Annotated in this window: 17 protein-coding genes and 3 pseudogenes; 8 read left to right on the forward strand and 12 right to left on the reverse strand. The window is 63.3% G+C overall.

From position 1 onward, the window contains the following. Positions 1-38: 38 nt before the first annotated feature. The 3 genes from lplT to AC0IYU_RS05635 all read left to right on the forward strand — a co-directional run bounded on the left by lplT (position 39) and on the right by AC0IYU_RS05635 (position 2,806). Positions 39-1,343 (forward strand): lysophospholipid transporter LplT, encoded by a 1,305-nt coding sequence (lplT, locus tag AC0IYU_RS05625; protein WP_472114051.1) that lies wholly within the window; start codon positions 39-41, stop codon positions 1,341-1,343. A gap of 62 nt (positions 1,344-1,405) precedes the next feature. Beyond that, a complete protein-coding gene (locus AC0IYU_RS05630) occupies positions 1,406-2,305 on the forward strand; it encodes a DMT family transporter (protein ID WP_472114054.1) in 900 nt (299 codons plus the stop codon). A 9-nt stretch (positions 2,306-2,314) separates the two neighbouring features. After that, positions 2,315-2,806, forward strand: coding sequence for a glutathione peroxidase (locus tag AC0IYU_RS05635; protein ID WP_472114057.1), 492 nt, complete (start codon positions 2,315-2,317; stop codon positions 2,804-2,806). Between the two features lie 13 nt (positions 2,807-2,819). Here the strand turns inward: AC0IYU_RS05635 and AC0IYU_RS05640 are convergent, their stop codons facing one another. The 9 genes from AC0IYU_RS05640 to AC0IYU_RS05680 form a co-directional block, all read right to left on the reverse strand. Continuing rightward, positions 2,820-3,257, reverse strand: a complete 438-nt coding sequence (locus AC0IYU_RS05640) for a carboxypeptidase regulatory-like domain-containing protein (protein ID WP_472114059.1) — start codon at positions 3,255-3,257, stop codon at positions 2,820-2,822. A 113-nt stretch (positions 3,258-3,370) separates the two neighbouring features. Next, on the reverse strand, positions 3,371-4,600 hold the full coding sequence (gene glcF, locus AC0IYU_RS05645; protein ID WP_472114061.1) for a glycolate oxidase subunit GlcF: 1,230 nt from the start codon (positions 4,598-4,600) through the stop codon (positions 3,371-3,373). Between the two features lie 13 nt (positions 4,601-4,613). Then, on the reverse strand, positions 4,614-5,744 hold the full coding sequence (glcE, locus tag AC0IYU_RS05650; RefSeq protein ID WP_472114063.1) for a glycolate oxidase subunit GlcE: 1,131 nt from the start codon (positions 5,742-5,744) through the stop codon (positions 4,614-4,616). An 8-nt stretch (positions 5,745-5,752) separates the two neighbouring features. Then, complete coding sequence (locus tag AC0IYU_RS05655; RefSeq protein ID WP_472114066.1) at positions 5,753-7,255, reverse strand: FAD-linked oxidase C-terminal domain-containing protein; 1,503 nt, start codon at positions 7,253-7,255, stop codon at positions 5,753-5,755. Positions 7,256-7,433: 178 nt separating this feature from the next. After that, on the reverse strand, positions 7,434-8,318 hold the full coding sequence (locus AC0IYU_RS05660) for a LysR substrate-binding domain-containing protein (protein WP_472114069.1): 885 nt from the start codon (positions 8,316-8,318) through the stop codon (positions 7,434-7,436). A gap of 83 nt (positions 8,319-8,401) precedes the next feature. Continuing rightward, entirely contained in the window at positions 8,402-9,334 is a 933-nt protein-coding gene (locus AC0IYU_RS05665; protein ID WP_472114071.1) for an SMP-30/gluconolactonase/LRE family protein, read from the reverse strand. A 213-nt stretch (positions 9,335-9,547) separates the two neighbouring features. Further along, entirely contained in the window at positions 9,548-10,981 is a 1,434-nt protein-coding gene (locus AC0IYU_RS05670; RefSeq protein ID WP_472114074.1) for an ammonium transporter, read from the reverse strand. 29 nt (positions 10,982-11,010) lie between these two features. Further along, positions 11,011-11,349 (reverse strand): P-II family nitrogen regulator, encoded by a 339-nt coding sequence (gene glnK / locus AC0IYU_RS05675; protein WP_007833403.1) that lies wholly within the window; start codon positions 11,347-11,349, stop codon positions 11,011-11,013. A gap of 67 nt (positions 11,350-11,416) precedes the next feature. Then, positions 11,417-12,289, reverse strand: a complete 873-nt coding sequence (locus tag AC0IYU_RS05680) for a TorF family putative porin (RefSeq protein WP_472114078.1) — start codon at positions 12,287-12,289, stop codon at positions 11,417-11,419. Positions 12,290-12,503: 214 nt separating this feature from the next. On the opposite strand from AC0IYU_RS05680, the pseudogene AC0IYU_RS05685 reads away from it, so the two are divergent. From AC0IYU_RS05685 to AC0IYU_RS05705, 5 genes and pseudogenes are all read left to right on the forward strand, one after another. After that, positions 12,504-13,457 (forward strand): annotated as a pseudogene (locus AC0IYU_RS05685) (YifB family Mg chelatase-like AAA ATPase); the annotation flags it as partial. A gap of 67 nt (positions 13,458-13,524) precedes the next feature. Beyond that, a complete protein-coding gene (locus AC0IYU_RS05690; protein ID WP_472114081.1) occupies positions 13,525-15,900 on the forward strand; it encodes a hypothetical protein in 2,376 nt (791 codons plus the stop codon). Continuing rightward, a complete protein-coding gene (locus AC0IYU_RS05695; RefSeq protein WP_155742514.1) occupies positions 15,890-18,007 on the forward strand; it encodes a hypothetical protein in 2,118 nt (705 codons plus the stop codon). The genes AC0IYU_RS05690 and AC0IYU_RS05695 overlap by 11 nt, the downstream gene beginning before the upstream one ends. Beyond that, positions 17,991-18,539, forward strand: coding sequence for a hypothetical protein (locus AC0IYU_RS05700; protein WP_155742513.1), 549 nt, complete (start codon positions 17,991-17,993; stop codon positions 18,537-18,539). Before AC0IYU_RS05695 ends, AC0IYU_RS05700 begins: the two co-directional genes overlap by 17 nt. After that, on the forward strand, positions 18,539-19,936 hold the full coding sequence (locus tag AC0IYU_RS05705; RefSeq protein ID WP_081268196.1) for a tyrosine-type recombinase/integrase: 1,398 nt from the start codon (positions 18,539-18,541) through the stop codon (positions 19,934-19,936). The genes AC0IYU_RS05700 and AC0IYU_RS05705 overlap by 1 nt, the downstream gene beginning before the upstream one ends. A gap of 565 nt (positions 19,937-20,501) precedes the next feature. On the opposite strand, the gene AC0IYU_RS05710 is transcribed toward AC0IYU_RS05705, so the two are convergent. From AC0IYU_RS05710 to AC0IYU_RS05720, 3 genes and pseudogenes are all read right to left on the reverse strand, one after another. Then, positions 20,502-20,918 carry a hypothetical protein gene (locus tag AC0IYU_RS05710; protein ID WP_155742512.1) on the reverse strand — a complete coding sequence of 139 codons (417 nt, stop codon included), beginning with the start codon at positions 20,916-20,918 and terminating at the stop codon, positions 20,502-20,504. 234 nt (positions 20,919-21,152) lie between these two features. Beyond that, a pseudogene (locus tag AC0IYU_RS05715) lies at positions 21,153-22,687 on the reverse strand (alkaline phosphatase). Between the two features lie 32 nt (positions 22,688-22,719). Beyond that, positions 22,720-24,196 (reverse strand): annotated as a pseudogene (locus tag AC0IYU_RS05720) (alkaline phosphatase). Positions 24,197-24,210 lie beyond the last annotated feature (14 nt).

Below are 24,210 nucleotides of genomic sequence, written 5' to 3' on the forward strand. Positions count from 1 at the left end.
ACTACCGCCAGCAGACCCTCTGGCCAGCCAGCCCATCGATGAAGCGCGGTTTCTTTACGATCATGTCGGCCCAGTTCTTTTCGTCACTGGCCGACCAAGCGCTTTTCGTTGTTGCCGTCGATCTCATGCGGAGTTCGGGCGCGCCCGAATGGCAACGCGCGGCACTGGTGCCCATCTTCGCCGTCTTCTATGTGGTGCTGGCCCCGCTGGTGGGCGCCTTCGCGGACGCCTTGCCCAAGGGCAAGGTGATGTTCATCAGCAATGCCATCAAGGTGGCCGGCTGCCTGATGATGCTGTTCGGCTCGCACCCGCTGCTGTCGTATTCCATCGTGGGGCTGGGCGCGGCGGCGTATTCGCCGGCCAAGTACGGCATCCTGACCGAGCTGCTGCCGTCGTCGCAGCTGGTCAAGGCCAACGGCTGGATCGAAGGCCTGACGATCGCGTCCATCCTGCTGGGCATCGTGCTCGGCGGCACGCTGGTGGGGCATGCGGTGTCCAGCAAGCTGCTGGCCTTCGACTTCCCGCTGATCGACACCGGCATCGACTCGCCGGCCGAAGCCGCCATTGCGGTGCTGATCTTCGTCTACGCGCTGGCGGCCTGGTTCAACACCCGCATTCCGCACACCGGCGTGGAAATGCGCCCGCTGCGCTCCAACCCCGAGCAAGGCCTGGCGCGCAACATCGTGGCGCTGCTGCCCGACTTCTGGCATTGCAACTCCCGCCTGTGGCGCGACCGGCTCGGCCAGATCTCGCTGGCCACCACCACGCTGTTCTGGGGCGCGGGCGGCAACCTCAAGTACATCGTGCTGGCCTGGGCCTCGCTGGCGCTGGGCTACAACACCACCCAGGCCTCCGCGCTGACCGGCGTGGTGACCATCGGCACGGCGGTGGGCGCCATCGTCGCTTCGATGCGCATGCGCCTGGACATGGCCACCCGCGTGATCCCGATGGGCATCGCCATGGGGCTGATGGTGATCGCCATGAACTTCATCGGCAACGTGTGGCTGGCGGTGCCGTTCCTGATCATCCTGGGCGGGCTGGGCGGCTTTTTGGTGGTGCCGATGAATGCGCTGCTGCAGCACCGTGGCCACAACCTGATGGGCGCGGGCCGCTCCATTGCCGTGCAGAACTTCAACGAGCAGGCCTGCATTCTTCTGCTGGGCGGCTTCTACAGCGTGTGCACCGGCCTGGGCCTGTCGGCCTACGGCGCCATCAGCGCTTTCGGCCTGGTGGTGGCGGGTTGCATGTGGCTCATCAAGCGCTGGCACGAGAACAACCTGAAGAAGTACCCCGAAGAGGTCGAGCACCTCCTGGCCATCGCGCGCAGCGACAAGCACCACTGACATTGCGCGACCGCGTTGGTGAACTGGCCGGCGCGCCCTGCGCCCCTTCTACCAACGCCCCCATGCCCGCGCTCGCCCTCGTCTTCAACGCCTTCGTCTGGGGCGTGTCCTGGTTTCCGTTCCGCCAGATGGCCAGCCACGGGCTGCATCCGCTGTGGACCACCTGCCTGATCTACCTGGCCATTGCCGTGGCGATGGGCCTCGTGCGCCGGCAGGCCTGGAAGGGCTTCGCGGCAGTCCCGATGCTGGCGGTGCTGGGCATGGCGGCGGGCTTCACCAACGTGGGCTTCAACTGGGCCGTGACCCAGGGCGACGTGGTGCGCGTGGTGCTGTTGTTCTACCTGATGCCGCTGTGGAGCGTGCTGTTGGCCTGGCTTGTGCTGGGCGAGCGGCCGACCGGCGGCGCGCTGGTGCGGGTGGCATTGGCACTGGCCGGGGTGGTCGTGGTGCTGAAGGCGCCGGGCACCGACTGGCCGGTGCCGTCGAGCCTGCCCGACTGGCTGGGCGTGGCGGCGGGCTTCGGCTTCGCGGTGACCAACATCACGCTGCGCCATCTGCGCCAGGCCCCGGGCGAATCGCGCGCGCTGGCGATGTTCTGCGGTTGCACCGTCGTGGCCGGCGTTGCGGCGCTGGCGGGCACCGCGCTCGGCGCCATCGATTCGCCGATGCGCGCGTCCCCGGGCTGGCTGGGCTGGGCCGCGCTGCTGGGCACGGGCTTCGTGATCGCCAACGTGTGCCTGCAATACGGCGCGTCGCGGCTGGCCGCGAGCGCCGCCTCGGTGATCATGCTGTCGGAGGTGCTGTTCGCCAGCGTCTCGTCGGTGGCGCTGGGCGCGGCCACCATGGACGCGCGCATTCTCGTGGGCGGTGCGCTGATCGTGGCGGGCGCGGTGTGGTCGGCGTTTGCGCGAACGCCCGTGCGGGGCGATGATCGCGCCTCCAGCGCTTCTGCCGCTCACTGAGGACATTCCATGACCAGCGTCTACGACTTCGAAGCCAACCAGATCGACGGCAAGCCGGTGCAGCTTTCCGCCTTCAAGGGCAAGGTACTGCTGATCGTGAACACCGCCAGCAAGTGCGGCTTCACGCCGCAGTTCGCGGGGCTGGAAGCGCTGCACGAGAAGTACGCCGACCAGGGGCTCACGGTGCTGGGCTTTCCCTCGAACCAGTTCGGCTCCCAGGACCCGGGCACCAACGAGGAGATCGGCGCCTTCTGTACCAGGAATTACGGCGTGAGCTTTCCGATGATGGAGAAGATCGACGTCAACGGCAGCAACGCGGCGCCGCTGTACCAGTGGCTCACCAAGGAAAAGCCGGGCCTGCTGGGCCTCACGGCCATCAAGTGGAACTTCACCAAGTTCCTGATCGGGCGCGACGGCACGGTGCTCAAGCGCTATGCGCCGCTGGACACGCCCGCTTCGCTCACGCGGGATGTGGAAGCGGCACTGGCCGCCGCAGGCTGAAGCGCCCGCCCGCTCAGAACCTGAAGTCGGCCGTCTTCGAGCCGCCGCCGACCGTCACGGTCTGGCTCTTGGGGCTGCCGCCGGGCACGGCCGCATCGATCACGTAGCGCCCGTTCGGCAGGTCGACCAGGCAGACCGGCCCGTTCGCGCGGAACGCCAGCGCGGCGGCGTTGTTGGCGTCGCCGCCCTTGATGGTCACGTCCACGTTGGCCATGTAGGCGCCATCGGCGCGCGCGAACAGCAGCGCCAGCGGGTGCTCCTTCATGGCGGAGCGCATGGCCGTCGATTCGTCGGAGCCGATGCCGCCGCACACGTAACGCGCAGCGCCCGCGCCCTGCCAGGGCGGCATGGCGCCTTGCGCCTGCGCGGCCACCGCACCGGCTGCGCACACGCAGGCCAGCAGCGAGCGCCGCAGCGCGGGAGAAACGAGGCATGCGAGAACGGGGGACATGGCATGGACTCCTTGCAGATTCGGTGCAGCCATGATGCGCCGCCCCGCACGCTCGCGCGAGTCGGACCAACCCCCTCCCCGCTGTGCGACCAGGCCCCGGGGCACGCGCCCGGTCAGGCCTTCAGCGCCGCGTCCAGCAGCTCGACCCAGTGCCGCACCGGCGTGTCTGCGCTGCCGCTTTGCAGGTGCGTGATGCAGCCGATGTTGGCCGACGCGATGGTGGTGGGCTGCAGCTGCTTCAGGTGGCCCAGCTTGCGGTCGCGCAGCGGATAGGCCAGCTCCGGCTGCAGCACCGAGTAGGTGCCGGCCGAGCCGCAGCACAGGTGCGATTCGTTCATGGCCACGCGCACGTCGAAACCCAGGGCGCGCAGGTGCGTCTCGACGCCGCCGCGCAGCTTCTGGCCGTGCTGCAAGGTGCAAGGCGGGTGGTAGGCCACCACGCCCGCCGGCGCCTGCACACGGGCCTTCAGCGCGGGCACCAGGTCGGGCAGCAGTTCGCTCAGGTCGCGCGTGAGTTCGCTGATGCGCGCCGCCTTCAGCGCGTAGGCGGCGTCGTGCTGCAGCAGGTGGCCGTACTCGCGCACGGTGACGCCGCAGCCCGAGGCGTTCATGACGATGGCCTCGACGTGGTTGCGCTCCACCAGCGGCCACCACGCGTCGATGTTCGCGCGCATCTGCGCCTTGCCGCCTTCCTGGTCGTTCAAGTGGAACTTCACGGCGCCGCAGCAGCCCGCTTCCTTCGCGATCACGGCCTGGATGCCGGCCGCGTCGAGCACGCGCGCGGTGGCGCTGTTGATGTTGGGCATCATCGACGGCTGCACGCAGCCCGCGAGCATCAGCACCCTGCGCGCATGCGTGGCGGTGGGCCAGGCGGCGGCCTCCTGCTTCGCGGGCACCTTGGCCTTCAGCGCCTCGGGCAGCAGCCCGCGCACGGCCTGGCCGAGCTTCATGGCGGGGCCGAACAGCGGCGAAGGCAGGCCCTCCTTCAGCAGCCAGCGCTGCGCCTGTTCCATGGCGGGGCGCGGCACCTTCTCGTCGACGATCTTGCGGCCGATGTCGACCAGGTGGCCGTACTGAACGCCGCTCGGGCAGGTGCTTTCACAGTTGCGGCAGGTCAGGCAGCGGTCCAGGTGCAGCTGCGTGCTGCGCGTGGGTGTCTTGCCTTCGAGCACCTGCTTGATGAGGTAGATGCGCCCACGCGGACCGTCGAGCTCGTCGCCGAGCAGCTGGTACGTGGGGCAGGTGGCGGTGCAGAAGCCGCAGTGCACGCACTTGCGCAGGATGGCCTCGGCCTCGCGGCCTGCGTCGGTGCCTTGGAATTCGGGGGCGAGCTCGGTTTGCATGGCGGTTCTTGTTTCAGGTGGGGGCGAGCAGGCGGCCGCGGTTGAACAGGCCGTGGGGATCGAACTCGCGCATCAGCGCGCGGTGGATGCGTTCGATGGGCGCGCTCAGGGCGTCGAAGCGCGGCACGTGGGCGCCGGTGTGCTCGCCCGGGTGCTCACCCGGCAGGCGGAACAGCGTGGCATGGCCGCCCGCCGCGCGCGCGATCTCGCGGATGCGCGCGGCCTGGGCCGCGCCTGGCGGCGCCTTGTACCAGCGCTGGCCGCCGTGCCATTCGACCAGCGGGGCGGCGCCGTCGAGCGCGAGCACCGGCGCGGTCTGCGGCACCGACAGGCGCCACAGCGCATTCGCCCCCTCATCCATGGCGAACCACGGCAGTTGCTGGTTGCGCAGCGATTGCCAAAAGGCGGCCGCACGCGCGTTGTCTGTGCGCTCGCCGCCCAGGTGCGCGCAAGCGGATTCCACGGCCGCGACCGCACCGCGCAGGCGCAGGTACAGCGCGCCCGCGCCTTCCTGTTCGAGCCAGCAGCTGGCATTCAGCGGCAGCGGCCGGCCACCCCACTCGTTGAGCAGGCGCAGCGCATCGGCCTGGCTGCAGGCGAAGGCCAGCGTGGCCTCGGCGGGCGGCACCGGCAGCACCTTGAGGCTCACCTCGGCGATCGCGCCCAGCGTGCCGAGCGAGCCGGCCAGCACACGCGACACGTCGTAGCCCGCGACGTTCTTCATCACCTGGCCGCCGAAGCTCAGCACCTCGGCGCGGCCATTGACCAGCGTGGCGCCGAGCACATAGTCGCGCACCGCGCCGACGCTGGCGCGCGCCGGGCCGCTGAGGCCGGCGGCGACCATGCCGCCCACCGTGCCATCACTGCCGAAGCACGGCGGCTCGAACGGCAGGCACTGGCCCTTCTCTGCGAGGGCCGCCTCGAGCTCGGCCAGCGGCGTGCCGGCGCGCACGGTGACGACCAGTTCGCTCGGCTCGTAGCTCGTGATGCCGGCAAGCGCGCGCATGTCGAGCTCCTCGCCTTCCTTGCCTTGCGGCGGCTCGCCGTAGAAATCTTTGGTGCCGCCGCCGCGAATGCACAGCGGCATGGCGTCGGCCGCGGCGGCGCGCACGCGCTCGACGACCTGTTGAAGTGCGGTGTCCATGCTGCTCATCAGAACCTCGGCAGGTCGGGGTGTTGCAGCTTGCCGCCGCGCACCACCTGCTTGCCGTACTCGGCGCAGCGCTGCAGCGTGGGAATCACCTTGCCAGGGTTCAGCATGCCCTCGGGGTCGAAGGCGCGCTTCACGCCGAACATCTGCTCGTTCTCGCTGGCGGTGAACTGCACGCACATGCTGTTGAGCTTTTCCACGCCCACGCCGTGCTCGCCCGACACGGTGCCGCCCATGGCGACGCTGGTCTCCAGGATGTCGGCGCCGAACAGCTCGCAGCGGTGCAGCTCGTCGGGGTCGTTGGCGTCGAACAGCACCAGCGGATGCAGGTTGCCGTCGCCCGCGTGGAACACGTTGCAGCAGCGCAGGTTGTACTTCTTCTCCATCTCCTGGATGGCCAGAAGAATATCGGCCAGCCGCTTGCGCGGAATGGTTGAGTCCAGGCACATGTAGTCGGGGCTGATGCGGCCCGAGGCGGGGAATGCGTTCTTGCGCCCGCTCCAGAATTTCATGCGCTCGTCTTCGCTGTTGCTCACCGCGATGGCGGTGGCGCCGCAGCCGCGCAGCACGGCGGTCATGCGGCCGATTTCTTCTTCCACCTCTTCGGGCGTCCCGTCGGACTCGCACAGCAGGATGGCCGCGGCGTCCAGGTCGTAGCCCGCGCGCACGAAGTCTTCGACCGCCGCGGTCATGGGCTTGTCCATCATCTCCAGCCCGGCCGGAATGATGCCGGCCGCAATCACCGCGGCCACCGCGTCGCCGGCTTTGCGCACATCGTCGAAGCTGGCCATGATGCAGCGCGCCAGCTGCGGCTTGGGCACCAGCTTGACGGTGACCTCGGTGGTCACGGCCAGCATGCCTTCGCTGCCGATGACCAGCGCGAGCAGGTCGAGCCCCGGCGCGTCGAGCGCGTCGCCGCCGAACTCGATGGCCTCGCCCTCGGCCGTGAAGCCGCGCACGCGCAGCACGTTGTGCAGGGTCAGGCCGTACTTCAGGCAGTGCACACCGCCGGAGTTCTCGGCCACGTTGCCGCCGATGGTGCAGGCGATCTGGCTCGAGGGGTCGGGCGCGTAGTAGAGGTTGAAGGGCGCGGCCGCCTCGCTGATGGCGAGGTTGCGCACGCCGCACTGCACGACGGCCGTGCGGCTCACCGGGTCGATCTTCAGGATGCGGTTGAACTTGGCGAGCGACATCGTCACGCCCATGGTGTGCGGCATGGCGCCGCCCGACAGCCCCGTGCCCGCACCGCGCGCGACCACGGGCACGCCGAGGCGGTGGCAGGTCTGGAGCACGGCGGCCACCTGCGCCTCGGTCTCGGGCAGGGCCACCACCAGCGGGCGGGCGCGGTAGGCGGTGAGGCCGTCGCACTCGTAGGGCGTGGTGTCCTCGGCGTGCCAGATGAGCGCATGCGCAGGCAAATGTGCCTGCAGCGCACGCACGACCTGCGACTGGCGCTCTGTTTTCTGTAGCGAATCCTGCTGCGTGGGGGTGAGCGGCGCATTCATGCGGCGGCCTCTTTTCTTCTGTTCGCGCCTGCGCGCGGAATGTCTCGGGGTGGACCGCACTCTACGCACATCGCCCCGGGTGCGGGTTGACGGATTTTTGCGGCCGGCTTGAGAGAACTTTGCCGGCACGGTGCACGGCGCTGCACGGCCCGGTCCGGTCCTTCGCTTCGCTTGCCGTTCAGCGCAGGCTCTGTTCCAGCCAGTCGGCAAAGGCCGCGCACTCCCAGCGCTCCAGCGTGCCGGGTTGCCAGCAGATGTAGTGCCGGTGCGGCGAGGGCACGGCCTGCTCGGACAGCGCCACCAGCCGCCCCGACTCGAACCAGGCGGCGCCCATCTTCTGCCGCACCAGCGCCACGCCGAAGCCGCTGGCCGCGGCGTCGTACACGAGCCCCAGGTCGTTGAACTGCGAGCCGATGTTGGGCTCGGGCTGGTCGAGCCCGCAGCTGGCGAACCAGGTGCCCCAGGGTTCGAGCGGGCTGCGGATGAGCCGCGCGCTGGCGATCTCGGCGGCGCTGCGAAAGCCGGTGAACGGCCCGAACTCGTTCAGATAGCTCGGGCTGCAGGCCGGCACCACCTGTTCTTCGAGCACGAGGCGGTGTTCGCAGTCGGCATAGCCGCCGGGGCCGTAGCGCACCTCGAGGTCGGCCTGCTCGGCGGTGACGTCGAGCAGCGGAATCGACACCTGCAGCACCAGTTCGATGTCGGGGTAGATGTTGCGGAACAGCTCCAGCCGGGGCATGAGGAATTGCCGGCTGAAGGTGGGCGTGACGGCGATGCGCAGCCGCGTGGCGCGCTGCGCGGCATTGCTGCCCAGAGGCGTGGCCTGCAATGCCGCAAGCCCGGTGCGCACGTTCGCGAGGTAGGCGGCACCGTCGGCCGTGAGGCTGAAGTCGCTGCGCCCGAAGAGCTTGAAGCCGACGTGCGACTCGAGCTGGCGGATGCGATGGCTCACCGCGCTGGGCGTGACGCACAGCTCGTCGGCCGCGCGGCCCGCGTGCCGCAGCCTTGCGACGGCCTCGAAGGTCAGCAGGCATTGGATCGGGGGAATGTGCTGCAGGGCCATGGCTCAGTGGGGGTGTTCGGTCTCCGCATGTCCGGGGCGCCGCTCGATCGACCTCGGCCCTGAACAATGCTCTTCGCGCACCCTCAGTCCTCGAAGAAGCTCACGGGCAGCCCGGGCGTCTCCACGCGCATCGAAATCACGCAGCCCGAAGCCGGCCGCTGTTCGATCTCCGCCGCAGGCCGCCCCTTGCGCGCGCTGGTGACGAACAGCGTCTTCAGATCGTCGCCGCCGAAACACGGCATGGTCGGGCATTGGACGGGTACAGGAACCGAGGCCACGATGTCGCCCGAAGGTGCGAAGCGCAGCAGCTGTGCGCCTTCGAACATCGCCACCCAGTAGTGGCCTTGCGCGTCGATGGTGGCGCCGTCCGGCCGGCCTTGGTAACCCAGCGGCGCGTCCGCAGTCCAGCCTTCGCGCTTGGCTTCGAACTGGTGGAACACGCGAGCACGCGAAAGCGCGTTGGCCTCGGCGTCCCAGTCCCACGCGCACACCACGTGCGCGGCGGTGTCCGCCCAGTACAGGGTGCGGGCGTCGGGCGAGAACGCGAGCCCGTTGGCCGTGGTGGACTCGTTGGCCATCTGCGTGATGGTGGGCGAGATGCCCGTGCCGGTGCGTGCGTCGAGGCAGTAGAGCGCGGCGTTGGGCCGGTCCTTGGCTTCGTTGAGCGAACCGCCCCAGAAGCGGCCGCGGGGGTCGCACTTGCCGTCGTTGAAGCGCATGGTGCGCACGTCGTGCTCCACACGCGCCAGGGCGACCAGCTCGCCGCCCCATTCGCGCGCCCGGTAGAAGCCGTCGCGCAATGCGATCACCAGGCCGCCGCTGCGCGCCGGCGCCATGCAGCCGGGCTCGGTAGGCAACGGCCATCGCTCCACGGCGGCATTCGGCGAAGCGATGTCGCCGCGGGTGCGCAGCACCGCGCGGCCGGGAATGTCGAGCCAGTAGAGCGCGCGTTCTTCAGGGTGCCAGAACGGCGACTCGCCGAGTTCGCAGAGGCTGTCTTCGATGGAGGTCCACATGGTTCGGCCATTGTGCCCCCGGCCATGAAAGCGACAGGCAAAAAAAAGCCCGCTGACGCCGGAGCGCTCGCGGGCTGAACATCCAAAGGAGACCTCGCTTGAAAACTTGTTCTTCAATTCAAGAGCACCGCGGAACCGGCTCTGCCGGGCCGCAGGTGCTGCCCCCTGCAAGGGGGTTGGCGTAGCGACACGAAGTGCGCGCAGCCTGGGGGTTTACCTGTTGTATGCGGTTTCGCCGTGCGAGGAGATGTCGAGGCCTTCGCGCTCTTCTTCTTCCGACACACGCAGGCCGATGGTCAGGTCTGCGATCTTGAAGGCGATGAAGGCCACCACGCCGGACCACACGATCGTGAGCGCCACGCTCTTGATCTGGATCCAGACCTGTGCACCCATCGCGAAGGTGTCGGGCGTTGCGCCGCCGGTGCCGCCCAGGCCCTTGGCTGCGAACACGCCGGTCAGGATGGCACCCAGGATGCCGCCCACACCGTGCACGCCGAACACGTCGAACGCGTCGTCGGCACCGAGCATGCGCTTCAGGCCGCCTACACCCCACAGGCAGACCAGGCCGGCCAGCAGGCCCAGCACGATCGAACCCATCGGGCCGACGAAACCGGCGGCAGGCGTGACGGCCACCAGGCCGGCAACGGCACCGGACGCAGCGCCCAGCATCGAGGCCTTGCCCTTGTGCAGGCTTTCACCCAGGATCCAAGACAGCGCGGCGGCAGCGGTGGCGAGCACCGTGTTGATGAAGGCCAGGCCGGCCAGCGCGTTGGCAGCACCTGCCGAACCCGCGTTGAAGCCGAACCAGCCGACCCACAGCAGCGAAGCGCCGACCATGGTGAGCGTGAGCGAGTGCGGCGTGAACGCTTCCTTGCCGTAGCCCACGCGCTTGCCGACCATGTAGGCACCGACCAGGCCGGCCACACCGGCGTTGATGTGCACCACGGTGCCGCCTGCGAAGTCGAGTGCGCCGTCCTTGCCCAGCAGGCCGCCGCCCCACACGATGTGGGCGATCGGCACGTAGCTGAAGGTGAACCACAGCACGGAGAACAGCAGCACGGCCGAGAACTTGGCACGTTCCGCGAACGCGCCGACGATCAGCGCCACGGTGATGGCCGCGAAGGTGCCCTGGAACGCGACGAACACGTATTCAGGAATGGTGGTCAGCGCGCCGAAGGTTTCCTGCGTGATGCCCTTCATGAAGATCTTGTCGAATCCCCCAAAGAAGTTGCCTTCGCCCGAGAACGCGATGCTGTAGCCATAGACGGCCCACAGGATGCTGATCAGCGAGAAGATCACGAAGACCTGCATCAGCACCGACAGCATGTTCTTCGAACGGCCCAGGCCGCCGTAGAACAGCGCCAGGCCGGGAATGGTCATCAGGATGACGAGCAGCGTGGAGGTCAGCATCCAGGCGGTGTCGCCGGAGTCGATCTTGGGTGCCGGAGCGGCGGCGGGCGCCGCGGCTGCCGCAGCGGCAGGTGCCGCGTCGGCTGCAGCAGGCGCGGCCGGCGCCGCGGGTGCAGCGGCAGCGGGTGCCGAAGCGGCAGGCGCTTCGGCCGGGGCGGCGGGCGTTTGTGCAATGGCGGTGGTGCCGGCAGCCAGCACACTCAAACCGAACGCAAGAGAGACAAGCAGTTTTTTCATAATCGTTGTTCTTTCGGGCCTGGACTCGTTCAGAGGGCTTCGCGACCTGTTTCGCCGGTGCGGATGCGCACGACCTGTTCGAGGTTGTAGACAAAGATCTTGCCGTCGCCGATCTTGCCGGTGCGGGCAGCACCCTCGACGGCTTCGATCACGCGATCGACGAGGTCGTCGGAGACGGCCGCTTCGATCTTGACCTTGGGCAGGAAGTCGACCACGTACTCGGCGCCGCGGTAGAGCTCGGTGTGGCCTTTCTGGCGACCGAACCCCTTGACCTCGGTGACGGTGATCCCCTGCACGCCGATGGCCGACAGTGCTTCGCGCACCTCGTCGAGCTTGAACGGTTTGATGATGGCTGTGACCAGCTTCATGAGTTTTCTCCTGCGGATGGAAATGAAACGGTGCGGCAGCTTGGGCCGCACCTCGTTGTTCTGGTGCTTAGAGCGTCTTCGTCAGCGTGAGGATGAAGCGCGCCTTGTTCGGCGAGTACGTCGTCTGGCCGAAGGTGCCGAAGCCGTAGTCCACGCCCGGGTTGCTCACGGCGAGGTACGAGCTCTTCTTGTTCGCGCCTTGCACCGAGCCGGTCAGCGACAGGCCGTTGCCGAAGTCGTACGACGCACCGACGTTGTAGTCGACATAGCTCTTGTAGCCCAGGCTGCGGATGTCGCTGGACATGTTCGTGTAGCCCACGGCGGCCTTCAGCGTGACCTTGGGCACGATTTCCTTGCTGTACGCGAGGTTCAGGTAGCCGGTGTTGGTGCCCTTCAGGCCCGAGCCCGCCTTGTTGCCGGCGTAGCCGAAGTAGTCCTTCGACACGGTGTGCGAGTACTTGGCGGTGAACGAACCGAGGGTTTCGCTGGCGTAGGTGCCGGCAACGTACAGCTCGGTGGTGTTGCCCGACGAGTTGCCCGGGTAGATGTAGGTGAGCGCACCGACGTCCATGTCCAGCGGGCCGGCCTTGAATTTGTAGCCGCCGTACAGGTCCATCTCGATGCTGTTGCCCTTGAGCCAGTTGACGCTGGAGTTCCAGCTGCCCACGTAGAAGCCGCTGTCGCCGAAGGCGTAGTCCAGGCCGCCCTGGACGGCGGGCTTGAAGCCCTTGGTCTTGGCGTAGTCGTTCTTGCCCAGCATGTCCTGGTCCTGGCCACGGAACTTGTAGTTGGTGGTCAGCGAGATGTTTCCCGTGAGGTTCGGGGCCGGAGCGGCGGCCGGCGCGGCAGCGTCGGTTGCGGCCTGCGCCAGGGCGGCGCCCGAAGCGGTCAGTGCCGTGGCAAGAACGATCAGCGCCTGGGCGGCGGTGCGGTACGTCATCGGGAAACTCCTCGCAAAGTGTGTTGGGGGACCTGAGAGGCTCAAAGCAGGGAGCGTGCCAAACTGCTCAAAAGCCCGCCCGCAGCGCATTCCCCGCGAGCTTGAGCGAGCGCCAAATCGTTACAACAGGTGCTTCGTGTGGCGGCGGTTTCTCCGGGAACTGCACCACGGGCGTGCCCCCGATGGGCGCACCATCTTGGGGAGATCAAGAACAATGAGTCTGTCTTTGGTGCAAAGCCGTGCTTTGCTGGGGCTGGAAGCGGCCAGTGTCACGGTTGAGGTGCATCTGGCGAACGGCCTGCCCAGCTTCACGCTGGTGGGGCTGGTGGAAACCGAGGTCAAGGAGGCGCGCGAGCGGGTGCGCTCGGCCATCCAGAACGCCGGGCTGGAGTTTCCCAACAACAAGCGCATCACCGTGAACCTGGCGCCGGCCGACCTGCCCAAGGACTCCGGCCGCTTCGACCTGCCCATGGCCATGGCCATCCTGGCGGCCAGCGGGCAGATCGACAACGCCCGGCTCGCCGGCCACGAATTCGCCGGGGAGCTGTCGCTTTCCGCGGAACTGCGGCCCGTTCGCGGTGCGCTGGCCATGGCGCTGGCACTGCACACGCGGGGCGTGGCCACCCGTTTGGTGCTGCCCATGGACAGTGCACAGGAAGCAGCGCTGGTGCCCGGCAGCGAGGTGTACGGCGCCCGGCACCTGCTGGACGTGGTGCGGCAGTTCATGCCCGACGCCGACGCGGCCGCGCAACTTCCCGAGCCGGCCTCCGACGATGGCTGGGCCCGGGTCGAGGCCGCGCCCGGCGCGGCCGCACCGCGCTACGCCGACCTGTGCGACGTCAAGGGCCACGCGGGCGCCAAGCGGGCGCTGGAGATCGCGGCGGCCGGCGGCCACAGCCTGTTGATGATGGGCGAGCCCGGCTCGGGCAAGTCGATGCTCGCGCAGCGCTTCGCCGGCCTGCTGCCGGGCATGAGCATCGGCGAGGCGCTGGAAAGCGCTGCCGTGGCCAGCCTGGGCGGGCGCTTCGCGACCGATCGGTGGATGTGCCGGCCTACTTCTGCGCCGCACCATACGTCCAGCGCGGTGGCACTGGTGGGCGGCGGCTCTCCGCCGCGTCCCGGTGAAATTTCCAGAGCGCATCACGGCGTGCTCTTCCTCGACGAATTCGCGATTTGACGCGACAGCTTTTCTTGTCCAAACTGTTAGGAGCCAATCAAATCGGAGGCTGGAAGCGATGAAAGCAGTAGATTTGGACGTGCCAATTGTCAATGACTGGACACCAACTCGCGCAATCGAGTTCGAGGTGAGTGCGCCCGAATTTCGGGAAACTTGGCGTAGCGCATCCGCTAAGTTAAAACCATATCTTGGGCGTTCGTGTGATTTGGTCCTGCGCCTGCTGGAATGCCTTTTACAGGTTACCAAACAAGACCTCGCAGCCAGCATCAATTCATCTTCATTTCCACCATTAGACAGGTTGCTCAAACAACTTTTGGGCGCAATTTATAGCGAACATTTTTTCTACGGGACCATTACTATCCGCCGAAAGCTCGCTTATGCCCTTTTAAGGGCAAGAGCCACAATCGCCACAGATGTGGGTGCCAAGCTTACTTGGAGTATCCAAATAGGGATAAATTCACAGCCTCAACTCGACCAACTTGCTGCGCTGTTTGATCAATTAGAGTTAGATTCTGAGAAAGTTACGGCTTGGCAGGGCTGGCCATGTCGGACAAAGGAAAATGTCGTCTTTCAGGCTCCTCTGCTGCCGATTTATCGACTCTTAGGCCCAACCTTCACCGCCCAATTATATCAAATTTGCCTAATAGAGGCAGCAACCAAACGCAAGCCAACATTATTCGGCGTTGTTGCTTTAAGTAGATTCATAGAGGTCGAAAATCCTACTGCCAGTGTTGATACACTTCACGATCCTGATTTCACCACTCATTTTTTTTCGCGCCTTTACGAATTCTATTTAGAGGACAGTTATCGAAATCGTGGCAATTTTGTATCGGGCATCGTTCTAAGGTGGCGGAGCTTAATCAAGCGTTTTTTTGTCGAGCGAGTTTTCCCTTCTGGTCTCATTGCCGAACCATCGGGGGGGTTTCCCAATCCTCGCTCGCTCTCCAACTCAATGCCCGAAACAAACGTAGCGGTCAATGAAATTGGGGTGGCCTACCACGACAAGTTGCTAACTCCGATCCCCTTGGAGCTCACCGATGACCAAGCCTTGCAGTTTATTTTTTGTCAGATTCGCGCGGATGCCGATCGAATCAAGCAATGGGCTTGGACTGAGGTAGAAAGAATGGCGGCCCTTCTCGAACGTCGGCATGTGCTCGCTGCGCACGGCGGGGTCAGAGTGGTCGGAGCAAGGGCGAAAGAGGGAGTTGGGGCAGACAAGGTCATGTTTTCTACGGAGTGGGACCATCCTGATCATCTGGAAAACGGCGCCGCAACCTTTGAGCACTACGGCTACCCATGCAGCGCTGACGTATCTGTATATGACTTCAACGCACTTTTCCCCTGTCCTCGAGGTCGGTGGGTAGAAGAGCTTGCGGTGCCGCGTTCCGGCGCCCTTACTCCTCACTGCGCGATTCTCGTCTCGGAGCACCCTGCAATTACACCGTCCTTCCTCGAGAACTTCGAACTCTTCGACAAGCAAGGTAAGGTCAAGGGAATTCTTTCCACAGATACAGGACAGATCATCGCCGGAGTGAAGTTGCGCCGAGGCGCCGATCTTGCCGCACAAGAGATTTTCCTGACGGCGCGGAGCGCGTTCGCTTTTGACCAAATCCTTCGACTGACGCAGCCTCTACGGGATCACCTGCGCGCGCGGAACGATGACAACTGGCGCTATCTGCTGCTCGCATCAGGAAGAGCATTCGCCTACCCAACGCGAATCAAGAAACTGTCGGGCCTCACAAGTAATCCATGGCCGGTGGCCAGGTTAGAGGAGTCATTCGTGCGGGCACTTGGATGCTCACCTGACGAGGCAGGTCACTTCGTTCGAAAGTTCTCACTGTCCAGCCTGCGAGCCTCAATGGGCGTCATCGTGTACTTGGACACAAGAAGCGTGGAGCAGATGGCAAAGGCTCTGGGCCAAGTGAAGTACGAGCCCCAACTGTTGGAAAGATACCTCCCGAAAGTCATTCGCGAGTTCTTCTTGGAACGCTGGATACGGATTTTTCAGACCGGCATCATCGTTGAGGCACTCAAGGACAGCGAATATCTTCTCGAAGCAACCGACTTCACGTCTATGGATGAGTTGGACGAGTTTTTAAGAAATCACGCGCTCAAAGTCCCGCCACAATCCCAGAGCCTCGCAGAAGCACAGCCGCAGGATCCGTGGGCAATTGGCGACCTCGACGTTCCTCAAGAAGTTGTCTTCGGATTGAACGAGCGCATCCTCACGTTGCTTCTCAGCTTGGAGAAGGCTGGCTCGAGCTCTGAACGTGCATTGAACCCCAAGGCGAAATATTGGGCAGAGATGACTACAGCGCTTATTCCCTACGTGCGTTCTACTGCAGTGAGGCGTGAAGATATTCGAGCATATCTTGCCAGTGCCGAGACACTTGCGCATCCGGCGCTTGTAGAGCGGTTCGCTTATGCGCAGTGAGACTTCCGAACGGAAATTGTTCGAGGAGGCTTTGGAGGCGGCGTCCTCACAAAAACACGCGCTCTACGCGGCGAAATGGCTGCGCTCCCCATATAAAGCAAGAAGCTGGACCGTCCACTTTGGCGGTTCGACGACTCAGATAAATTGGGATGTTTTACTTGAAGATAAATCTCACCTAACTGATCCGCAACATCAAAGGCTGTTGCATACGTTCAAATCATTCTTACTGGCTCAATCTCATCTGGACGCGACAGCGGGGCTTCCATACGCAAGCTCAACAACGGCCGCAAGAGTATCGACAGCGATTCGCATCTGTGAGTACATGTTGATCAATGCGCATCGGCTGCAGCTTGCCCAATTTGGTCTTGATGCGTTTACAGAGTCCGATGGATATCAAATGCTGCGAGCGTTCAGTACAGAAGCATCCTGCGATGCTATCTATGACTGGACATCGCGGGTGCAAAATTTTCTCAGAGCTGCTGGCAAAGACTTGAGCCCCCGTGTTCGAGAAGATGTTCTGAAGGCTTCTCCCTTCATCGCGATGGGTATTCATGATGGAACCTTGATGCTCTCGTCCGAAGAGGTCGTCAGCGCACGCATCTGGCTTTGGCTAAATGGGTTCTACTGCACGCTGCATCGAGGAGACCAAGGCTGCCGGTACACCGTCAGACAGAACAAATTTCTCGCGCACATCTATCCCTGCGGAACACTCAGGTCGAACTGGCAAAAGCCAACTCTGGCAGAACTGAACATTCTCCCTGGTCCATACCTTGCTCGAGAAATGCCGTCGGCTCCAGTGCGAGCAAGCGAAGGCTCCGGTTGGACCTTGCGGGACTGCATCAATGCGATAGGCAAATTTCGTCTACTTGGTCAGATCGGCCTTTCAGTGCCAAAAGGGCTTCTTCTGGCTACGCAGAATCGTGCCTTCATAGCCGAACTCACCCCTGCTCGACCAGGACGATACGCCACGCTCCCTCACTTGATTGTGCTCACCGCATTCGCTCGAGCGGTCGAGTTCTCGCTTAAGTTCGGCCAAGAAATCCTGGATGCATATGCGGCTATCTCTAACGAAGCTTTGTCTAGCGGAGAGACCGTTGCCCACCACTTGACCAAGGTTTCGATCGCTCGGTATCTCGGTCCCAACTTGCGAGATCTTGGAACGGATTGTTGGAGCTTGCAATCAGAGATTCAAAAATCACTACCACGGTCTCAAGCAACGTTCGATCCGCTTCAGGTGTCCCAACTAGAGGCCGCCTATTTCCGTCGGTTTAGGGAGGGGCGTGGCCTGTATGAACTTCTGCTCGCGCTCGGCGGGGCCATCCAAATCGTCATCGGAACGCTCATGGCAAGGCGGCAAGGAGAACTGGTCGATTTGGTAGCTGGAAACTGTCTCAGCCTTGAGAGCGACTGGCTGATTTTTGAACGAAGAAAATCGGGCTCCATTGACGCCCGCGACCGAGTCGCGCGACCAATCCCATCAGTCGGAGCGAGACTGATACGCATGCTTGAGTCATTTCAGGAGAAGTTGATTGCTGCAGGTTCGATCACGGGAAGAACAAATCTCTTTTCATTTCCGAAAGCTCGTTCCCACGGGCTGGCAGTTGCAAGCAGCACGGCATGCAATGACATGCTCGATGTCTTCTGTGATTTCATACAAATCCCCGTGAACGCGCGCAACCAGCGCCACTACATTCGACATCATCAGCTTCGTCGATTCTTTCCAATGATTTTCTTCTGGGGGAACTCCTTCTCTGGCCTCGACACGCTTCGCTGGTTCTTGGGGCAGACGGATCCAGAGCACCTCTACAACTACATCACAGAATCGACCCCCGGCGCGATTCTTCGCGACGTCAAGATCGACTATGCCGTGGAGTCGACATTGGATGAAGACCCGCAGACACTTCCACTCCTACAACTGATCGAGAGTCGGTATGGCACTCGGAGTGTGAAGGTCCTCGATGCAGAAGAACTGAGCCTCTACGTTGAAGAACTTGTTCTTGAGGGCAAAATCTCGATTGAGCCGGAATTCTTCGACGGCCCGGATGGCCGGTCTTTTCGAATTTTGATCTTGGTGTCCCGAGGTACACAAGATGAACGCACCACCTGATTCCGTTAGAGGTCGGTCGATTATTGCACTTAAAGAACTTCTCATCGAAGTTGTGGCTAGGTCGGGCGCCTACGTCAACGCGCCGATCGCAAATCACCTGAAATCCCAAGGCGCTCTTGCATCGTTCTCAGACTCAGATCATCGGATAGTTGGTGGCTCCCTGAACACGCTGAAGCGATCTTGCCTTCTTGTGGAGGGCGGTTTTCCGGCCTTGGATCGCCTTCGCAAATGTGCACTTGCAGCCATAAAAAATCACACATCGAGTCTGGAGCACCCACCGAAGACTGCCAAAGCGGCCTTGGCAGGGCGCGCTGAGCGGGCCGAGTTGGAACTTCAGACGGCGAGAGAAGATCTTTTACTTCTATCGTTTCTGTTGGAGCGTTCCCTGCACCAAGGAAAGTTATACGCGACCGATAGCAAGAATGCGGCGATTGAAGCCCGTTGCAGCAAAGAGCAGTCCGAACTTCGGGATATGACGACGTTGCGACGCTCCTCCACAGGACAGTTCAAAGTCGTGCGCGGGAGTACGTGATGAGCCAACTTTTTCACCTCACGCGGCCGGATTTCATGCTCCCCGTTTTGACGGATGAGAAACGCCATGTAAGCACAATTCCCGCAGAAAAGATACCGACAATCATGTGGCCGGATGGTCGTTGGTGCTTTCCGGCGAACCTCTACATGCTGAGCCTTTTCAAACGAGGACTATCAAGAAAAGGCCGTGGGGGCACGCTCGCAGCGTATGCCGCCAGCCTCAGCCCTCTGTTGAGATATTGTTTCTCACGAGGGGTCGAACTCCATGAACTATCGGACGGGCAGTTCTCAGATTTTGTAGGGGGTCTTCGCGAGGAGAGGCGCGCAACAGACAACGTTAGGCTACGCGACGACAACTCGGTACTCGCCATAGGGCGGACCTGCTTGGGCTTCTTGAGCTATGTCGCTGAATTCCGAGAGGATCCCACCTTGCTCGGACCCAAAGGCAGAATCAGGGCTTACAAGGTGGCAATCCGTAGGCCAAAACATACTCGCTTCGATAAGGAGGCCGACACGGATTCGGTACGCTGGCATCACGACTCCTTCCCAACTGCTGATCCGAAGCTCCGACGTCTACCAATCTCAGCTGACACAATTAAGCGCCTGCGCACAGCAATTTTTCCTTGCAGCGCTTCGATCTATCAGCGCAAACGCAGGTATGCCATGCTGCGCGTACTTGAGATCACCGGTGGCCGACGTATGGAGGTGGCAGCACTCCAGGTCGAAAGTGTGTATGCCGCACTTAAATCTCCGAAAAATGAACTCAAGCTGTTGACGGTCAAACGCAAAGGTGACAAAGAGCATTTTCGTTACGTACCGGTGGGAAGAGCTGATCTTGTAAGTTTGATGGAGTTTATTGAGGTGAATCGCCAATCCGTCATCCGCCGAACCTGCGGACGTGCCAAAGACCATGGATACGTCTTTGTCAACGAACGAACGGGGATGCCCCTGAACGCGAACACTGTGACGCAAGAAATTCACCTACTTGCCAAACACGCAGGCATAAAGGAGGTTACGTGTCCCCATATGTTTCGCCACAGGTTCATTACCAAGATCTTCCTCTCTCTGATCGAGAGATACGACTTCGAGAACGGCGATGATTTTCGCAAGGCGCTCCTGGAGACAAATGAACTCAAAATTCGACTTCAGCAATGGACTGGCCATTCGAGGCTTCAATCTCTTGATCGTTACATCGATCTTGCATTCGGTGAATTGAACGAAGTCAGCAAACCTGTTGAAAAATTACGTGACTCGATTGAGGTCGACGCAATACGAATGGGTCTGGAACGATTGGCGGAAAATCTAGAGGAAGGAGACTTGAGCGACGGTGCCTCCCGTCTTCGGGTGCTCACGGCAGCTCTTGACCAACTACTTCGCCACCAAACTACAAAGAAGTAGTCCGTAGCCTCGACTGTCGGTACAGCCGGCATCTTGGCTGTAAGCAACGTTGAAAAATACGAGTCTGCCGAGGGGCTATGAGGGCGCTCCGGTTCAAATCCCGCCGTCTTACTCCTGCGCCAGCGCCGCGCCGTCGCGCGGCTAACTCGTTCGCACTTTCAGCCAGACGCCCAGCGCATCAAGACGTGCGATGTGAGTGTGCGACGCGCGCTGCGAAATTTTGCTTAACGTGCTGGCGTCGACTGGACTCTGCTCACCTCGATTACTGAAAATGGCACTCGTGTTCTACCGTGGAACACCAAACCGCCGCGCGAGATGTCGAGATGTAGTCGTACACCCGCCCAAACACATCGCCCACGTTGTATCAGCGCTCTTTGAGTGTCCGCGCCGAAGTAGAAATGAGCGGCTCAGTCTCCGGTCGGCGCCAACAGGCTTGGCGCATCGGCGCGTTCGTGACGGTCCGGCGTAGGCCACCGACGGACCGCCCTTCGGCGCGGCCACGCTCGATTGCGCGCAGTGCTTCAGTCTTTCTCTGCCGTGGCTCTCAGTTGAAGCGCCCCCAGTTTTACTTGGAGCTGGTCGTCGCTACGCCTGGGGCTGCCGGCATGACGAGCGGAGCTCCATACCTCGTCGCTCGATCCCAGTTCGGATGTGCCTGGGCTCGCTCGAGTTCGGCGACGACTTCGGCTCTGGTCTTCGGCGCCCCAGCGTTCTTCACCGGGATAGGAGCGCCCCAGCGCAGTACGCCGGCCCAGTCCGGATTGGCTTGTGCGGCGCGCAGCTCGGTCGCCACTTCCGCATCCGTCTTTTGTTTCCCCGCCATTTCGGGATGCTGCTTGATGCCCGCCTCGGTTGCCGCGAAGTGAGATGGTCCCTCCATGTGCTGTGAACTGAACTGTCCGCTGGCCTGGGCGCTTGCAACCAAGGGCAAAAGAGCCACAGCAGCGGCACCCAAAATTACACCAATCCTTCTGTTCGACATGAGTGAGCTCCTTCAAATTTGCGCCCGAGAACGGGAATCGTCTCGGGCGATATGTGCCTCTCGGCTCTCATGCCTAGACACTAAAAGGCCAACTCGTCGGATTGCGAACAGAACGATTACAAAGTTGAAATCAAATGAGGGTGCAGCCGCTCTGGCTGACACCAGGCGGCTCGCATCTACACATCCCTCTGTGGTGTCATGACACCCGCTCTTGCTTTGAGCTTCAGCTGGCCCTCACAGACCTGCTGCCTCTTTGACCTTGTCGAACACCTTGATGTTCTCCACGGTGCCCTTGAATTTCTTCGAGCCCGCGCCGCCCGCGAACAGCATCACGTCGCCGCCGCCGTGCGTTTCCGCGCCGGGGGAACCCAGGTTGATGCCGACTTCCTGCAGGAAGTTGTCGTCGGTGGTGTCCAGCGCGCTCTGGTCGTCGCGGCTCGCCGCGCGGGCCGGGGCGATCCACTTCTTGTTGCCGTCCTCGGCGTTGACGTCGCTGCCGGCGGTCGCGTTGGGCCGTCCGCCGTTGCCGAACACCAGCGTGGTGTACGGCTTGCCGTCGGCCGCCTTGGTGGGCTTGCCGTCGGCGTAGCCATTGACCAAGCCCAGGATCGGGTTGCCGATCTTGGGGTAGCCGTTGAAGGCCATCGCATGGTCGTGGTCGGCCGTGACCACACCAGCGTGTTCTTCAGGCCCGGGTCCTTCTTGTTCATGTAGTCCAGCGCGGTCTGGATGGCTGTGTCGAAGGCCAGCGTGTCTTCCAGCGCGCGCTTGGCGTTGGTGCCGTGCAACGCGTGGTCGATTCGCCCGCCTTCCACCATCAGGAAGAAGCCTTTGTCGTTCTTGCTGAGCACGCCGAGCGCCTTCTCGGTCATGTCCGACAGGCTGGGTTGGTCGAGGTTCTGCTTCACGCGGTCCAGTTCGTAGGCCATCTCGCTCGAGGAGAACAGGCCCAGCAGCTTGCCCGTGGCGGCGGCGTCCACGGCCTTGAGCCTGGTGCCGTTGTCCACGTAGGTGTATCCCTTGGCCTTCATCGCGGCCACCAGATCCACGCCGTCGGTGCGCTTGGTGCCGGCGCCGGCCAGGTAGTTGCGCTGGCCGCCGCCCATCAGCACGTCGATGCCGTCGAGCAACTTGGGGTTGTAGTTGGCGTGGCCCGGCACGCTCTGCTCGGCAATGGTGTTGTAGCCATTGCGGTTGCAGATGTGCGCGTAGGTGGTGGCCGGGGTGGCGTGGCCCACGCGCGTGGTCGACACCGCGCCCACCGCACGGCCCTTGGCCTTGGCCAGCTCCAGCAGCGTGTCTGCAGCCTTGCCGTTGGTCGGCGGGCAGGTGGTGTTCTCGCCGTTGATGTACTGCTTGCCGGTACTGTCCACGGCGGTGGTGTCGCTGGACATCGAGATGACTTCGTTGCGCATCTTCACGCCCGTCATATAGGCAGCCATCGAGGGCGCGCTGTCGGTGGTCTGGCCGTCGAGCGAGAAGGTCTTCACGCGCGCCGCGTAGGGCAGCGACTGCATGACGAGGGAGGCGCGCTCCGGGCTCGCCATCGAGCCGGGCTTGGCGGCCAGTTGCTTCTCGCCCTTGTAGATGCGCGCGGCAGTGACGGTGACCGGGCCCATGCCGTCGCCGAGGAAGAAGATGACGTTCTTGGCTTCGCCGGCTGCGTGTGCTGTGCCGGCCAATGTGGCCAGCATGCCGGCTGCGGCGCAAGCGAAGGCGGCGGCGGCCAGGCGGGTCGTGCGGATGGTGTGGCTCATGGTCGTGTTCATGGTTGTGTTCGTTCCTGGAAGATCTCTGGCGCTCACAGGCCGACTGCCTTTTTGACCAGCCCGAAGACATCGGTGTTGGTGATTACGCCGGAGAAGCTTTCCGCGCCCAGGCCCTGGGCGCCGAGGAACACGTCGGCGCCGCCGTGGGTTTCGGAATCGCTCGCGGTGTCCATCGGCACCACGGCTTCCTGCTTGTAGTCCTTGCTTTCCAGCGCGATGCTGTCGATGGCGCCGCGCGTGGCCAAACGAGCCGGACCGTTCCCGAAGCCGATGATGGTGTACGGATTGCCGTCGACGTCCTTGGTGGTCTTGCTGGTGTCGACGTAGTCGTTCACCAGGCCGAGCACGCCCGGCTTGCCAGCCTCCGTCTTGCCGGTGCGCGCGGCATAGCCGTTGAGCTGCAGCGTGTGATCGTGGTCGGCCGTGACCACCACCAACGTGTTCTTCAGGCCCGGATCGATGACCTTCATCTTGTCGAGCGCGAGCTTTATGGCGTCATCGAAAGCGCCCGTGTCTTGCAACGCGCGGCGCGCGTTGGTGGCGTGCAGCGCGTGGTCGATGCGCCCACCTTCCACCATCAGGAAGAAGCCGTTCTTGCGCGCAGACAGGGCATCGATGGCCTTGCCGGTCATCTCGGCCAGGCTCGGCTCCTTGGTGGCGTCGCGATCCAGGTCATAGGCCATGTGGCTCTTGGTGAAGAGGCCGGCGACCTTGGTAGTGCCGTCGACAGGAAGTTTGTCGAAGTCGGCCTTGCTGGCGGCGTAGGTGTACTTCGCGGCCTTCAGTTCGACGATCAGGTCTCGCTTGTCGTTGCGCTTGCCCCCGGCTTCCTTGGCCAAGAAATAGTCCGTGCCACCACCGAAGAACACGTCAATGCCATCGCCCAGTTTGCCGTTGTAGCCGGCGCCGCCCGGCACCAGCGCCGCGGCAATCGTGTTTTCTGCGTCACGATGGCAGACGTGCGAATAGGTGGCTGCAGGGGTGGCATGCGTGATGCGCGCGGTGGTGACCACCCCGGTGGCATAGCCCATGGCCTTGCTCTGCTCGAGCAGCGTTTCTACCGGCTGCCCGTTACCGGAAGGGCAGGTGCTGTCGAAGCTGACTTGATAAGGCTTGCCGGTGACATCGGTGGCCTTGGTCGGCACTCATCGAGATGACTTCGTTGCTCATCTTGACGCCGGTCATGTACGCCGACATCGACGGGGCGCTGTCGGTCACCTGGGCGTCGTCCGAGTACGTGTGCACAAAGGCCGTCTCCGGCAGAGCGTCCATCGTCAGGTCACCGTCTTCGCCGACCTTGTAGATGCGCGCAGCCGTCATGGTGGTGATGCCCATGCCGTCGCCCAGGAAGAACAGGATGTTCTTCTGCGATTGGGCTGCCGGTGGGGGGACCGTCGTCCCGGGCGGTGGAGTGAACGGCAACACCGGGCTGCGGTCATCGCTGCCGCCGCACGCGGACAGCAACAAGGAGATACCCAGAAATGCTGGGGCCATGAAGCGTTGAGACATCTGAATTTCCTCGA

Source organism: Variovorax sp. AC103 (genome assembly GCF_979254005.1).